This window comes from Streptomyces pactum, assembly GCF_002005225.1.
Taxonomy (GTDB): domain Bacteria; phylum Actinomycetota; class Actinomycetes; order Streptomycetales; family Streptomycetaceae; genus Streptomyces; species Streptomyces pactum_A.
The window spans coordinates 188,669-202,099 of sequence record NZ_CP019724.1 but is presented as its reverse complement, the minus strand read 5'-3'; the positions used below and the strand labels follow the sequence as shown (position 1 = coordinate 202,099).

Below are 13,431 nucleotides of genomic sequence, written 5' to 3'. Positions count from 1 at the left end.
CCGCCTAGGCGGACGCGGACGTCACCGGCGCGGGCTCCCAGGCGAACCCGTCCGGGTCGGTGAAGGCCCCGGTGGTGCCGCCGAGCACGATCCGGTGCGAGCCGCTGCCGTCCTCGGTCACGCCGACGTCCTTGGCCAGGCCCCGGCGCTTGTACAGTGCCAGCTTGACGGGGCTGGAGTCCTCGGAGGCGAACTCGACGTACTTGCCGCCGAAGCTCTTCGCCACGGTGAGCCCCTGCTCGACGTAGAACTGCTTGCTCGCCTTGACGTCCTCGGCGCCCAGCAGGAGCACGAGGTCGTCGACCTTCCGGGTGGCGGGGCCGGTGTTCTTCTTCGACGAGGTCGCCACCTTCCAGATCGTGCCGTCCGGGGCCTGCACGACGCCGCCGTAGCCCCACAGGGACTTCGCGGCCGGCTTCAGCGTCGTGGCGCCGGCCTCGAGGGCGGAGCCGAGGAAGCTGTCGACGTCGGCCGGCTGGGACACCGTGATCGACATCGTGAACCCGCGAAAGCCCGTCGTCGGCGCGTCGCCGGCCCGCAGACGCACCCGCGGCCCCAGGGCGAAGGCGGCGGTGTAGAAGTGGTCGGCGGCCGTGAGGTCGGCCACCTCGAGGGTGACGCAGGTGAGGGAAGTCATGACAGTCACGCTAGCCGCGGAGCACCCGCCGGGCTTCTTCATTCCTGCTCGATGACGCCCCCGGCGCCGTCACCCGCCACGGCAGCCCCGCGCCGCCGGCCGCCGCGCGGCGCCGGTAGACACCGGGCGGCATGCCGGCCAGCTCCGTGAAGCGGGTGACGAGCGCGGCCGTCGACGGGCAGCCGACCGCGAGGCGGAGCTCGCCCGGAGCGTGGTCGCCGTGCCGCAGCAGCACCATCGCGTGCTCGACGCGGCGCGCCGTCAGATAGGCGTACGGCGACTGGCCGTAGGCCTCCCGGAACTGCCGGGCGAGCTGCCCGGGCGGCATGCCCGCGTCGCGGGCGAGCGCCTCGACGTCCAGCGGCCGCGCGAACTCCCGGTCGATCCGGTCGCGGACGCGGCGCAGGCGCGCGAGATCGAGCAGACGCTGCGCGGCGATCAGCGCCTGCCTCCATGCGGGGTGGCACACGGCAAAGCCCCTCTCAGCCGAGGTCGCGGCGCAGTTCCCGGATGCGGACCAGGTTGCCCGCGGGGTCACGGAACGCGCAGTCGCGCACGCCGTACGGCTGGAGGACCGGCTCCTGGACGACCTCGGCGTCGGCCGCCTGCACCTTTTCGAACGTGGCGTCGAGGTCCCCGGTGGCGAGCATGACCCAGCCGTAGGTGCCCTTGGCCATCATCTCCAGGACGGTGCCGCGTTCCGACTCGGTGACCGAGGGGTCGGCGGCCACCGGCGCCAGCAGGAGGGCGGTGTCCGGCCGGCCGGCGGGGCCGACCGTGATCCAGCGCGTCCTGCCGTGCCCCACGTCGCTGCGGACTTCGAAGCCGAGGACGTCGCGGTAGAAGGCCAGGGCGGCGTCCGGGTCGTCGTGCGGCAGGGAACTCGTATGAAGGGTGAGGTCCATGGACGCACGCTAGCCGCGGGCCGGTGCCGGGAGCTTCTCCGTTCCTGATCCCTTCCGGGCGGCGCCCTGGACCGGGACCCGAGCGGGACCCGATCGGGACCCGAGCGGGGCCCGAGCGGGGCCCGAGCGGGACTTGAGCGGGGCCCGAGCGGGACTTGAGCGGACCGCGATGGCCGCGCGCCACGCTGTCGAGTGGACCGACACGTGGTGAGGTGGCTATGGACGCGGCAGTGGAAAGGGCGGTCGAGTACATTCGCGAGCGGTTCGGCGATCCGCTGACCGTCGCGGACATCGCGGAAAGGGCCCGGCTCGGCCTTTTCCCTTTCTCGCGCCTGTTCAAGGAGGAGACCGGGGCGAGTCCCGGAAGGTTTCTCGCCGCGGTACGTATCCACGAGGCCAAGCGGCTGATCGACCGTTTCTCCATGAGCATGGCCGAGATCTCCGCCGCGGTCGGATACGGCAGCCTGGAATCGTTCACCGAGTCCTTCACGGCCGGTGTCGGGCTGCCTCCCGCCGGCTTCCGCCGGCTGTGCCGCGGCGCGGGGCAGGCACCGCCGGAGCCCCGGCCGGGCCCGCGGCCGGCAGCCGGCGCGGTCGCGGGCACGATCACGCTGCCGGAGGGGCACGGGAACGCGCGCGTGTACCTGGGTGCCTTCGCCACACCCCTCGTCCAGTACCCGGCCGTCGCCGCGGCCCTCGTCGACGTGCCGGGCGACCGTCCGTCCTGCTACCGCCTGCCCGGCGTTCCCGAGGGGAGCTGGCACCTGCTCGCGGTGGCGGTGGCCGCCGGCACCGGCCACGATCCGCACGCCGGGCGGAGCACGCTCGTCGGGGGCCACCGCGCCGGGGCCGTGACGGTGAACGCCGCCACCGTCACCAGCGCGGCGGTGCGGCTGCGCCCGCAACGCCCCGCCGATCCACCGGTCCTGCTCGCCCTGCCCGAACTGCGGCCCGCGCGCACCGTCGTGGCGCACCCCGGGTGCGCCGCCGCCCCGGGCCCGCGCCCCGCCGGCCGGCCGCGGACGGTGCCCGCCGCGCCGGAGCCGTCAGGGGCCTGAGGGCGGCGGATTGCGGCACAGCTCCTGCCGGGCCTTCAGCCGTTCGGCCAGCAGGCACCACTCCCTGCCGATGTGCTCGGCCATCGGGGCGATGACGCCCAGCCAGTGCGGCGGCACGGCGTCGACGAGCCGCCGCGAGTCCTCACCGGGCGCGAGGGCGTGCGACTGCATCCAGCGCAGGAGCTCCCGGCCGTCCGCGGTGTAGCGGATGGCGGGGTCGGCGGCCATCTTGGCCGCCACCACCGCCCACGTGGGCGGGGTGTCGGTGTGGTTCCTGCGCTGCGGCGGCGCGGCGTCGACGCTCCCGGCCACCCGCAGCGGCGCCCGGCGGGCGCCGTCGGCGACCGTCCCGGCCGGCTGGGCCGGCTCGCCGGGCGGCGCCGCGCACGGCACGGGCCGCACGTGCTGCGGGCGTACGGCATGCGGCTGGCGCCCGTTGCGTTCGGGCCCCTCGCCGCGCCGGAGCCGCGCGCTGACGTCGTGCACCGTGCCCAGCGACACGTCGGCCGCCCGGGCGACCTGGCGCAGCGGGGCGTCCGGGTGGGCGGCGATGTACTCGGCGGCCCGCCGCCTGCCCTCGCCCGCGTCCACCGGCCGCCGCCTGCCGTCCTGCCCCATGCGCTTGCCGCCCAGCGGCGTCGCGATCGCCGACCGGCCGCGCAGCGACGCGACGGTCTTCGCGCTCAGCCCGGTGACGCCGGCGACGGCGCGGTCGGACCAGTCGGGGTGGGAGGCCAGGACCCGCTGGGCACCGGCGACGCGGTCGGCCTTCGACAGCGGCAGGCCGTGCGAGCCGTTGGCCTGCATGGCGATGACGAGCGCCTCGGAGTTGGAGCAGTCCAAGAACCGCGCCCTGATGCTGTCGTCGCCCATGAGCCGGGCGGCCTCGAGCCGGTGCAGCCCGTCGATGACACGGCAGCCGTCCACCTGAACGAGAATGGGGGGGAGTTCCGCGGATTCCGCCGCGTCGAGGAGAACGCGGACATGAGCGGCGTCCGTTCCGCCCTGGCGCAGGGAGAATCCGGGGGCCAGCGCGGTGACGGGGACTTCGCGCGCCGGGAGCTGCTCGAAGTTTTGCAGGTCGAATTCGGTGTGCGCCGACGATCCGACGCTCTCCATCCGGACGGGACTGAATGCACTCGTTATCGAGACGGCGTGCGCGTTGCTCTGAGCCATTCCTGTAACTCCCTCTCTGCTGCCGCTGGCGAAGAGGGTCGCAGGAGGGTCTCCAGCCGTAGTGGAGAGCAGGTCGACGTTGCCTGGAAACACGGCACCGCGGGTGTCCGCCGCCCGGCGGACACCCGCGGTGCGTCAGGCGTCCCGGCGCCGGAGCTGCACCGCCGCGACGGCCATCAGGACGGCCGTCCAGAGCGCGAGCACCCCCAGTCCCGCCCACGGCCCCAGCAGGTCGCCCGCCCGGGAGTGCTGCTGGGTGATCAGGAAACCGGCCTCCGTCGGGAGGTAGGCGTGGACGCGCTCGCCGACGCTCCCGGGCAGCATGCCCGCCATCGGGGTGATCACCAGGACGAAGCCGGTGACGACGGTGATGCTCGCCGCCGTGTGCCGGATGATCGCGCCGACGGCGAGGGCGAACAGGCCGAGCAGGGCGAGGTAGAGACCGCAGCCGAGGACGGCCCGCAGGACGCCCGGGTCACCGATCGCGACCGGCGCCTTGCCGTCGAGGATCGGTGCGCCGACGAAGAAGGAGCCGAACGCGGTCACTTCGCCCACCGCCAGGACCAGCAGCCCGAACACCGCGCTCTTGGCCGCCAGCACGGGCACCCGGCCGGGCACTGCGAGCAGGCTGGCACGGATCATGCCGGTGGAGTACTCGGAGGCGATCGCCATCACGCCCAGCACGCAGACCGCGAGCTGGCTGAGCAGGATGCCGCTGCCCAGGATGGTGCCCGTCGGGTCGCTCCTCATCTCCGCCTGCTGGGACGCGTCGGTCTTGTCCCAGTTCGCGATGCCCATCTGCATGAACAGCGCGGTGAACACCAGGGTCAGCACGACCAGGACGGCCAGCGACCAGACGGTGGAGCGCACGGAACGGATCTTGGTCCATTCCGAGAGCATCAGACTCGCGAAGCCCGGCCCGCGCTCCCGGGCGGCCGACGCGGACGGGTGGGTGGGCGCGGTCGTGGTGGTCACTTCACACCTCCGGCGGCGGGCACGCCGGCGTCGTACTCGACGGCGTCCTTGGTCAGTTCCATGAAGGCCTCCTCCAGGGAGCCGCGCCGGGTCGACAGCTCGTGCAGCACCAGGCCGTCGGCGGCGGCGAGTTCGGCGATGCGCGCGGCCTCCAGCCCGGTGACGTCCAGGTCCCCCTCGTCGGTGGTGGTGACGGTGGCTCCCTTGCCCGTCAGCAGCTCGGCGAGCTGTGTTCCGTCGGGCGTTTTGACCAGCACGGACCGCTCCGTGCTCTGCTCGATGAACTCCTCGGTGGAGCAGTCGGCGACCAGCCGGCCGCGGCCGATGACGACGAGGTGGTCGGCGGTGACGGCCATCTCGTTCATCAGGTGGCTGGAGACGAAGACGGCGCGGCCCTCCGCAGCGAGCGACTTCATCAGGTTCCGGATCCACAGGATGCCCTCGGGGTCGAGACCGTTGACCGGCTCGTCCAGGACCAGCGCCGCGGGATCGCCGAGCAGCGCGGCGGCGATGCCGAGCCGCTGGCCCATGCCGAGCGAGAAGCCGCCCGCCCGCTTGCGGGTCACCGGTGCCAGCCCGACCTGCTCGATGACCTCCCCGACCCGGCGCCTGCCGATGCCCTGGGTCTGTGCGAGGCAGAGCAGGTGGTCGTAGGCGCTGCGGCCGGTGTGGACGGCGCGCGCCTCCAGCAGCGCCCCGACCACCCGCAGCGGCCGGGCCAGGTCGCGGTAGGGCACGCCGTTGACGGTGGCCTCGCCGGCGTCGGGCCTGTCGAGCCCCAGCAGCAGTCGCATCGTCGTGGACTTGCCTGCGCCGTTGGGGCCCAGGAAGCCGGTGACCCGGCCGGGCTCGACCGTGAACGACAGGTCGTTCACGGCACTCTTGTCGCCGTAGCGTTTCGTGAGGTTCTTGGCCTCGATCATGGTCACCTCGGTTGAATGGCCTGCGAGAGTTTCGCTGGGGCAGAAAAATCCCCGGCCACCTGTGATAGCAGGATCGCTATCTGTTCAGTAGTCGCGCCCTGGAGCGGCCGTGAACGATGGCCCCCACATCGGGGCACGGATATTTTGGCAGCGCCTACTGTCCGAGGAAGCCCGTGTTTCATCTGCCGACTTTCCTCAGTTGAACCCGTGGACCCGTGAGGGTGGTCATGAATTCAGTCACGAACGGTCCGGCGCACACCGGCCGGCGGCCGGTGGTCGGGATCTGCGCGCGCACCGCGCCGGTCACCCTCCAGGGCAGCGATCTGGTCGTCTCCCTGGCGCTGCAGTCGCACGTGGCCTTCCTGGCCGAGGCGGGCTGCACGCCCCTGCTGCTGCCGCTGCTGCCGGGGGCCGAGGACCTGGCCGGCCGGCTCGACGCACTGCTGGTCGCGGGCGGCCCCGACCTGGACCCGGCGCTGTACGGTCAGGACGCCCACCCGGCGACCCGGCCGATGAGCCCGGACGCCGACCGCGTCGAACTGGCGCTGGTCGCCAGGGCACTCGACGCGGCCCTCCCCGTACTGGCGATCTGCCGCGGCATGCAACTGCTCAACGTGCTGCACGGAGGCACCCTCCACCAGCACCTGCCGGACGTCACCGGCCACGACGGCCACCGTCCTCGCACCCCGTCCTTCACCCTGGGCCGCCGCCCGCTGAAACTGCTGCCCGGCAGCCGGATCGCCGGCATCCTCGACGAGGACGAACCCGAGACGGCCTGCCACCACCACCAGGCGGTGGACCGGCTCGGCGAGGGCCTCACCGCCACCGGATGGGCCGAGGACGGGACCGTCGAGGCAGTCGAAGTCACGGGCCATCCCTTTGCGGTCGGCGTGCAATGGGAATCCGGGCACACGGCCGACAAACGACTTCATCAAGCCCTCGCGCAAGCAGCCGCACGCGTTTGAAGAACAGGTCGCCGCAATTTTCGAAAAATTGAGAACAGGCGGCCTCGAGGGAAAACTGTTTTCCGATCCCCATGCGAAGGAGAATCATGTCGCCGCGGATGCCCAACCCCTCGTTGGTGGTGCCCGACGTTCTTCCGCCCATGCGCGCGCTGGTCAAGGCCGTCAACAGCGTCGGTGTGCCGCTGCAGACGCTCGTGCTCGTCCACCTGCGGGTGAGCCAGATCAACGGCCGCCTGGTGCAGCTACCCGTCAAGCAGTGGGAGTTCGAGGAGGCGGGGGAGGAGGACCACCGTCTGCCGCTGGTGGAGACCTGGCGGGAGCAGACCTGCTTCACCGACGCCGAGCGCTCCGTGCTGGCGCTGGCCGAGGCCGCCACGCGCATCAACGACCGCGCGGACCCGGTGTCGGACGAGGTCTGGGAAGAGGCCGCCAAGCACTGGACCGAGGTGCAGCTCGCCGCCGTGGTCCTGCACATCGGCCTGGTCAACCTCTGGAACCGGGTCAACGTCGCCACCAAGCAGGAACCGGTGGACTGGCGTGTCAACCCCAAGAAGTGGACCCCGATGACCAGCCGGCTCACCGCGGCGCAGTAACCCCCGCACGCACCGGCCCTGTCCGGCGGCTCACCGCCGGACAGGGCCGGTGTCGTTGCGGGCGCGGCCCCGGCTCAGCGGGCGCCGCGGCCCGGAGCGACCGTACCCAGGACCGCCAGCAGCGTCCTGGCCTGCACGTTGACGTAGCGGCTGTGCCCGGCGAGCCAGTTCAACTGGCCCGGCGTGACCCAGTGGTACCCGGGCGGCGGCTCGGTGGGCGTCGTGGCCTCGTCGGTCTCCACGATCAGATAGCGGCTCTCGGCGTTGAGGAACCGGCCGCCCTCCTCGGAGTGGACCGTCGAGTAGCGCACACGGTCGCCGGACGCGTTCAGCAGCGCGTCGAGGAACGGCGGGCGGTGCGCCGCCGGCAGCGGGGCGTAGTTCGACGGAGCACACTGCACGGTGGGCGCGAGCTCGACGGTGTCGAGGAAGCCGCCCTCGACCCGCGCGTGCGCCAGAACGTGCGGGACCCCGTCGAACACCCGGTAGGCGAACCCCACGACCCCGCTCTCCACCGGCTCGATGATCGGCTGCGTCCAGCCGGCGACCTCACGGCCGGCGCCCTCGACCGACACCGCCACCACACGGAAGAACCTGCCGTCGGCACGGCTGACGCAGGACGCGTCGGTCCGCCATCCGGCCACCTCGCGCAGGGGCATGCGACGGACCCGGACGTCGTGCCGGGCCCGTTCCCCCGTGAACCAGGTCAGCAGGCCGGAGTCGGACGACAGCGCCCTCGTCTCGGCCGGGACCGCCGGAGCGCTCGCCAGCACGGTGCGCGCGTCCATGTTCACGACGTTGTCCAGCCGCAGCAGCTCGAGGATCTGACCGAGGGTCAGCCAGCGGAACGCCTCGTCGGCCGGTACGTCGCCGTCCACCTCGACGATCATGTTGCGGTTGCGTTTGCGGTAGAACCAGGCGCCGTGCTCGGACTGCAGCACGTCCGTGAGCACCCGCTCCCGCTGCGGGGCGAGGAAGTGCTCCAGGTACTTCACCTCCGTCCCGCCGTGGGCCTTGGTGTAGTTGCTGCGGGTGGCCTGCACGGTGGGGGAGAGCTGCACCAGGTTGGGGTTGCCGGGCTCCATCTTGGCCTGCATGAGGAAGTGCAGGACCCCGTCGAACTCCTTGGCCAGGATGCCCAGGATGCCGATCTCCGGCTGCACGATGATCGGCTGCTGCCACTGGGCCCCGGGCCGCGCGACGTGCAGTCCCTCGATGGTGAAGAACCGTCCGCTGCGGTGCCGCAGGTCGCCGGTGTCCGCGGCGAACGACCAGTGGCCGAGTTCGGCGAACGGGATCCGCCGGATCACCGCCCCACCGGACCGGCGGCGCTCCTCCAGCCAGCCCGGCACCTCGCAGGTCGCGGTGTGCGTCCCTTCGGCCGTCGCGGCGGACAGCGCCAGCCGCTCGGCGGTCCCCGCCCCCGAGCGCGCGACCAGCGTGGCCGGCGCGCTCACGGCCGGCCACCGCTCTCCTTGACCGGCTTCCACCACCGGGGGTTGTCCCGGTACCACGCCACGGTCTCGGCCAGCCCCGTGCCGAACGCGGTCAGCGGCCGGTGGCCGAGCGACCGCTCGATCTTGCCCTGGTCCAGGGCGTAGCGCCGGTCGTGGCCCTTGCGGTCGGTGACGTGCCGGACCATGTCCGGCTCCGCTCCGCACAGTTCGGCGATCCGGTGGGCCAGCGTGAGGTTCGCCACCGCCGTGCCGGCACCGATGTTGTAGACCTCGCCCGCCCTGCCCCCGGTCAGCACCCGGTGCACCGCCCGGCAGTGGTCGTCCACGTGCAGCCACTCGCGGACCTGCCCGCCGTCCCCGTAGACCGGAACGGGGCGTCCCTCGAGCAGGTTGGTGACGGCGAGCGGGATGAACTTCTCCGGGTGCTGGTAGGGGCCGTAGTTGTTCGAGCAGCGGGTGACCGAGAGGTTCAGCCGGTGCGTGCGCACGTACGCCAGGGCCACCAGGTCGGAGGCCGCCTTGGACGCGGCGTAGGGCGAGTTGGGAAGCAGGGGGGACTCCTCGGTCCACACCCCCTCCTCGATGGAGCCGTACACCTCGTCCGTCGAGATGTGCACCACGCGCTCGACACCGGCCGCCAGGCAGGCCTCGAGCAGCGCCTGGGTCCCCTCCACGTTGGTGCGCACGAAGACCGCGCCGCCGGCGATCGAACGGTCGACATGGCTCTCGGCCGCGAAGTGCACCACCGCGTCCTGACCGTCGAGCACGGCAGGCAGCAGGTCGCGGTCGAGGATGCTCCCGCGCACGAAGGTCAGCCGCGGGTGCGTGGCGGGGAGGTTGTCACGGTTTCCCGCGTAGGTCAGTTCGTCCAGGACCGTGACGTGCGCGTCCTCGAAATCCGGAAAACCACCGTCGAGCATCGTCCGTACGTAGTGCGAACCGATGAATCCGGCACCGCCGGTGACGAGGATTCTCATGAGACCACATCGCAGTCGGAATTCCACGCTCGAAGCATGACCTTCTCCCTTTCCGGTGAACAGACGGACGGTGTTCCGCGGTCCTGCCGGCCGATGCGGGCGGGGTGCCGGACGGCGCGGGCGGCGGGCGCGGACGCCGAGAGCCCGCCCGCGGCGGGCTCTCGGCGTCCCCGGGGAGGCGACGCCCTCGCCCGCCCCCTGTCCGGTGAGGCTGAACGGCCGCCCTCGAAGGCGTCTCGAGACGGACTCGAAGGCCTTCGAGGGCGGCCGGCCGGGGGGCGTCGTCGTCAGCCGTCCTGCAGCAGCCCCAGAACGTTGCCGTCCAGGTCGGTGACGGTGGCCACGCGACGACCGCCGCCGACGTCCTTGGCGGGGTCGCGCACCGTGGCGCCCGCGGCGGTCACCTCGGCGAGCTTCGCCTCGATGTCCGCCACGTGCCAGTAGGCGACCTGCGAGTCCTGCGCCCCCGCCGGCACCAGCCCGACGTGCTGCCCCGCGACGTCGAAACCGACGTAGTACTCCGAGTCGGTCTGCGGCTCGATGCCGAACAGGACGGCGTACAGCTTCTTGGCCGCTGCCACGTCCGCCACGGGATGCAGCACGGTCTTGATTCCCTTAATGGCCGAGTCAGCCATTCTCACTCCCGGGGGTTGGAATTGCGTCGCTACATGCTAGGGAAATCCGCGAAGCCGACGCATCTTCACGCATGCCGCCTCGAGCGGGTTTCCAGACGTCCTCGAGCAAAAGCCGACAGGGCGATGCCACGCTGCCAGCGCGCTGAATTCAGGAGGGGAATCACGTGAGAAGGCTTGCGTTGGTCACAACAGCGATGGCGGTCGGTCTGCTGGGCTCGGCCGTCGTCCCGGTCACGGCGGCGGAGGAGGCGGCGGCGCCGGCCGCCGGCAGCGTCGACTGGATACCGTGTCCGGGCGGCGACCCGGTCCTCGGCGACATGCTCGAGGGCCTGGAGTGCGGCTCGCTACAGGTGCCGCTCGACTACGACGAACCCGACGGCAGGAAGATCAGCCTGGCGCTGACCCGGGCCAAGCACACCGTCCCCGACAGCGAGTACCAGGGCGTCGTCGTGCTCAACCGCGGCCAGTGGCCCGGCGGCATCGGCCGCGACCTGCCCACCCGCTACGCCCAGGGCACGACCGGGCTGGCGAAGGACGTCGGCGACGCCTACGACTGGATCGGCTTCGACCCGCGCGGCGTGGGCGCCAGCGAGCCGGCCGTCGTCTGCGACAGCGACTACCTCGACCCCGGGCACGCCCAGCCGGACCCGGTGCCGCCCACGCCCGCCGCCGAGCGGGAGTGGACGCAGCGGGCCCGCGCGTACGCCGAGAGCTGCGGCGACAAGTACGGCGACGTGCTCAGGCACCTGAGCACCCAGGAGGCGGCGCGCGACCTGGACCGGATGCGCGCCGCGCTCGGCCAGCAGAAGATCACCTACTTCGGCACCGACTGGGGCACCTACCTCGGCTCGGTCTACGCCTCGATGTTCCCGCACCGGGTGCAGCGCATGGTCCTGGACAGCGTGGTGCGTCCCAGCGGCGTGGGGTACCGCGACAGCCTCCGCAAGAACGTGACGTCCCAGCGCAACGCCGAGATCTTCTTCGCCTGGGTCGCCCGGTACGACGACGTCTACCACCTGGGCACCACCGCGGCCGAGGTCGAGGCGAACTACTACGAGGGACAGGACGCGCTCCGCACGGCGCCCGTCGACGGCAGGATCGGCCCCTCCGAGTGGGCCGACGTCTTCGAACCGGTCGTCTACCGGAGCTGGACCTGGCTCTCCCGCGCGCAGATGCTCTCCGACTGGGTGGTGCGCAAGGACCCGGCGTCGCTGCGGGCCGGCTACTCACCGCCGGGCTTCCCGCACCAGAACCGGCACGCGATGACCAACGCGGTCAACTGCCTCGACGGCCCCTGGCCGCGCGACTGGAGCCGGTGGCACCGCGACCACACCCGCCAGTACGACGCCGGCAACCGGTTCTTGACCTGGACCAACGCCTGGTACAACGCGCCGTGCGCCTTCTGGCCGGAGCCCGCCAGGAGCGAGCCGCTCGAGGTCGGCGACCGCACGGTGGACGTCCTGCTGGTGCAGCCCCAGTTCGACACCGCGCACGGTGTGGCCGGCGCCGCCGAGACGCACAGGCTGTTCCCGAACTCCCGGCTGGTCCTGGAGAGGGGCGGTCACAACGTCGGCGCCGCGCTGTCGGCGAACAACAACGTCTGCCTCAACGAGTACGTCGGCGACTTCCTCAGGGACGGCACCCGTCCGGCCTCCCGGCGGGGGGCCGACGCCACCTGCAAGGCGTCACCGGACCCGGTCCCGGCGTCCTGATCCGTCACCGGACGGGCCCCGCACGAGCGTCGTGCGGGGCCCGTCCGGCCGGACGGCCAACTCAGCGCGGGGCGAGTGCCGCACCGCCCCGGTGGGCGGCGACCACCTCCCGCAGCGTGTGCGCCAGGTCGTTGGGCGCGGGCATGGCCAGCACCTCCTCGCCCAGGCGCCGGGCGTTCGCGCGCAGGGCCGCGTCCCCGAGCAGACGGACCAGTGCGGCACGGACCGCGGGCCCGTCCGCCTGGGCGGGTGTCATGGCCATCCCCGCGCCCGCACGGTCGAGGCAGCCGGACTTCAGCGGAGCGTCGAACGCCCGGCCGATCAGCAACTGGGGAACGCCGTGGCGCAGAGCGCACCCGAACGACCAGGTGCCGCCGTGGTGCACCACGGCCGAGCAGGTCGGCAGCACCTCGGACAGCGGAACGGACTCCACCAGGCGGGTGTTGCCCGGCACCTCGCCCAGGGCCCGCCGCGCGTCCGGCGGCAGGGCCAGGACCAGCTCCATCTCCAGGCCGGCCACCGAGCCCAGGATCTCCCGGACCCGCTCGAGGGGCAGCGGCAGCCGTACCGGCCCGTCGTCGGCGACGTCGCCGAAGGTCATCAGGACCCGCGGCACCCGCGGCGGTCCGGCGAGCCATCCGGGCACGACGGCCGGGCCGTTGTAGGGGACGAACTGCACGGGAAGCGTCGTCGGCCGCGCGTCGGGCCGGAACGCCTCGGGGAACGGGGCGATGGTGAACTGCCCGTTGACCAGGTCCTCGCAGAACTCCACGCCGTACCTCGCGGCCCAGCCCGCCAGCCAGTCGCGCATGGCGTCGGCGCGCCGATGCGGCGGCTGCCGGGCTTTGGCGTGCAGGAAGTCCTCCCGCAGGCGCGTGTAGACGTCGACGGAGTACAGCACCCGGGCGTGGGCCGCGCCCACCGCGGCGGCGGCCACCGCGCCCGCGAACGCCTTCGCGCCCCAGAGCACCAGGTCCGGCCGCCAGGCGCGGGCGACGGCGACCAGGTCCTCCATCATCGGGTCGTTGGACCGCCGTGCCTGCGGCAGCACCAGGTCGTCGAAGACCCCGCAGGCCTGCTCCCAGCTCAGCCGCGCACGGTCGGGCCGTAGGTCGAACAGCGGCTCCAGCCCCTGCCGCGGGGCCCTTCTCGCGGCGGCGGCACGGTCCGACGTCTGACGCCGGTCGCGCTGCCTGCGGACCGTCGGTGTCTCGCCGGGCCCGACGCCCAGGCCCGTCAGCCCCGCCCCGGCGACGGCGTCCAGCAGGTCGGGCCAGCCGGCCACCCGCACCTCGTGCCCGGCCGTCCGCAGCGACCACGCCAGCGGCACCAGGTTGTACAGATGAGTCTTCCAGGGAAACGGCACGACGAGAACTCGCACGACGTACTCCTTTTGGAACGTGGGAGGTGGAATGCAC

At 72.6% G+C, this 13,431-nt stretch carries 14 protein-coding genes; 4 read left to right on the top strand and 10 right to left on the bottom strand.

The window, feature by feature from the left end:
* Nucleotides 1-4: 4 nt before the first annotated feature.
* Genes B1H29_RS00735 through B1H29_RS00725 form a run of 3 tightly spaced genes read right to left on the bottom strand, consistent with a single transcriptional unit; the run spans nt 5 to nt 1,542 of the window.
* The gene (locus B1H29_RS00735; protein ID WP_055422339.1) at nt 5-637 is read right to left on the bottom strand and encodes a hypothetical protein; all 633 of its coding nucleotides are present in this window, start codon (nt 635-637) and stop codon (nt 5-7) included.
* A gap of 10 nt (nt 638-647) precedes the next feature.
* Complete coding sequence (locus B1H29_RS00730; protein WP_055422212.1) at nt 648-1,106, bottom strand: helix-turn-helix transcriptional regulator; 459 nt, start codon at nt 1,104-1,106, stop codon at nt 648-650.
* A gap of 13 nt (nt 1,107-1,119) precedes the next feature.
* A complete protein-coding gene (locus B1H29_RS00725; protein WP_055422213.1) occupies nt 1,120-1,542 on the bottom strand; it encodes a VOC family protein in 423 nt (140 codons plus the stop codon).
* Between the two features lie 218 nt (nt 1,543-1,760).
* Between B1H29_RS00725 and B1H29_RS00720 the strand changes: the two genes are divergently transcribed.
* Complete coding sequence (locus B1H29_RS00720; protein WP_055422214.1) at nt 1,761-2,600, top strand: helix-turn-helix domain-containing protein; 840 nt, start codon at nt 1,761-1,763, stop codon at nt 2,598-2,600.
* Here B1H29_RS00720 and B1H29_RS00715 read toward each other — a convergent pair.
* The 3 genes from B1H29_RS00715 to B1H29_RS00705 form a co-directional block, all read right to left on the bottom strand.
* Entirely contained in the window at nt 2,589-3,776 is a 1,188-nt protein-coding gene (locus B1H29_RS00715) for a ParB/RepB/Spo0J family partition protein (RefSeq protein ID WP_055422215.1), read from the bottom strand. The two genes, B1H29_RS00720 and B1H29_RS00715, sit on opposite strands and share 12 nt — an antisense overlap.
* A gap of 135 nt (nt 3,777-3,911) precedes the next feature.
* On the bottom strand, nt 3,912-4,751 hold the full coding sequence (locus B1H29_RS00710) for an ABC transporter permease (RefSeq protein ID WP_055422216.1): 840 nt from the start codon (nt 4,749-4,751) through the stop codon (nt 3,912-3,914).
* Complete coding sequence (locus B1H29_RS00705; RefSeq protein ID WP_055422217.1) at nt 4,748-5,674, bottom strand: ABC transporter ATP-binding protein; 927 nt, start codon at nt 5,672-5,674, stop codon at nt 4,748-4,750. The genes B1H29_RS00710 and B1H29_RS00705 overlap by 4 nt, the downstream gene beginning before the upstream one ends.
* Nucleotides 5,675-5,901: 227 nt before the next feature.
* On the opposite strand from B1H29_RS00705, the gene B1H29_RS00700 reads away from it, so the two are divergent.
* Both B1H29_RS00700 and B1H29_RS00695 read left to right on the top strand, forming a co-directional pair.
* On the top strand, nt 5,902-6,639 hold the full coding sequence (locus tag B1H29_RS00700; RefSeq protein WP_055422218.1) for a gamma-glutamyl-gamma-aminobutyrate hydrolase family protein: 738 nt from the start codon (nt 5,902-5,904) through the stop codon (nt 6,637-6,639).
* A gap of 86 nt (nt 6,640-6,725) precedes the next feature.
* The gene (locus B1H29_RS00695; RefSeq protein WP_055422219.1) at nt 6,726-7,232 is read left to right on the top strand and encodes a carboxymuconolactone decarboxylase family protein; all 507 of its coding nucleotides are present in this window, start codon (nt 6,726-6,728) and stop codon (nt 7,230-7,232) included.
* A gap of 74 nt (nt 7,233-7,306) precedes the next feature.
* Here the strand turns inward: B1H29_RS00695 and B1H29_RS00690 are convergent, their stop codons facing one another.
* The 3 genes from B1H29_RS00690 to B1H29_RS00680 all read right to left on the bottom strand — a co-directional run bounded on the left by B1H29_RS00690 (nt 7,307) and on the right by B1H29_RS00680 (nt 10,301).
* The gene (locus tag B1H29_RS00690; RefSeq protein WP_055422220.1) at nt 7,307-8,689 is read right to left on the bottom strand and encodes an NDP-hexose 2,3-dehydratase family protein; all 1,383 of its coding nucleotides are present in this window, start codon (nt 8,687-8,689) and stop codon (nt 7,307-7,309) included.
* A complete protein-coding gene (gene rfbB / locus B1H29_RS00685; protein WP_055422221.1) occupies nt 8,686-9,666 on the bottom strand; it encodes a dTDP-glucose 4,6-dehydratase in 981 nt (326 codons plus the stop codon). The genes B1H29_RS00690 and rfbB overlap by 4 nt, the downstream gene beginning before the upstream one ends.
* A gap of 287 nt (nt 9,667-9,953) precedes the next feature.
* On the bottom strand, nt 9,954-10,301 hold the full coding sequence (locus tag B1H29_RS00680; protein WP_055422222.1) for a VOC family protein: 348 nt from the start codon (nt 10,299-10,301) through the stop codon (nt 9,954-9,956).
* Between the two features lie 179 nt (nt 10,302-10,480).
* On the opposite strand from B1H29_RS00680, the gene B1H29_RS00675 reads away from it, so the two are divergent.
* Nucleotides 10,481-12,013, top strand: a complete 1,533-nt coding sequence (locus tag B1H29_RS00675) for an alpha/beta fold hydrolase (RefSeq protein ID WP_234393212.1) — start codon at nt 10,481-10,483, stop codon at nt 12,011-12,013.
* 61 nt (nt 12,014-12,074) lie between these two features.
* Here B1H29_RS00675 and B1H29_RS00670 read toward each other — a convergent pair whose 3' ends face one another.
* A complete protein-coding gene (locus B1H29_RS00670; RefSeq protein WP_063787570.1) occupies nt 12,075-13,394 on the bottom strand; it encodes a nucleotide disphospho-sugar-binding domain-containing protein in 1,320 nt (439 codons plus the stop codon).
* Nucleotides 13,395-13,431 lie beyond the last annotated feature (37 nt).

Excerpts from the sequence above, each read along its gene's own strand:
- B1H29_RS00735 (WP_055422339.1), bottom strand. The coding sequence starts at position 637 with ATGACTTCCCTCACCTGCGTCACCCTCGAGGTGGCCGACCTCACGGCC.
- B1H29_RS00725 (WP_055422213.1), bottom strand. The coding sequence starts at position 1,542 with ATGGACCTCACCCTTCATACGAGTTCCCTGCCGCACGACGACCCGGAC.
- B1H29_RS00720 (WP_055422214.1), top strand. The coding sequence starts at position 1,761 with ATGGACGCGGCAGTGGAAAGGGCGGTCGAGTACATTCGCGAGCGGTTC.
- B1H29_RS00715 (WP_055422215.1), bottom strand. The coding sequence starts at position 3,776 with ATGGCTCAGAGCAACGCGCACGCCGTCTCGATAACGAGTGCATTCAGT.
- B1H29_RS00705 (WP_055422217.1), bottom strand. The coding sequence starts at position 5,674 with ATGATCGAGGCCAAGAACCTCACGAAACGCTACGGCGACAAGAGTGCC.
- B1H29_RS00700 (WP_055422218.1), top strand. The coding sequence starts at position 5,902 with ATGAATTCAGTCACGAACGGTCCGGCGCACACCGGCCGGCGGCCGGTG.
- B1H29_RS00695 (WP_055422219.1), top strand. The coding sequence starts at position 6,726 with ATGTCGCCGCGGATGCCCAACCCCTCGTTGGTGGTGCCCGACGTTCTT.
- rfbB (WP_055422221.1), bottom strand. The coding sequence starts at position 9,666 with ATGAGAATCCTCGTCACCGGCGGTGCCGGATTCATCGGTTCGCACTAC.
- B1H29_RS00680 (WP_055422222.1), bottom strand. The coding sequence starts at position 10,301 with ATGGCTGACTCGGCCATTAAGGGAATCAAGACCGTGCTGCATCCCGTG.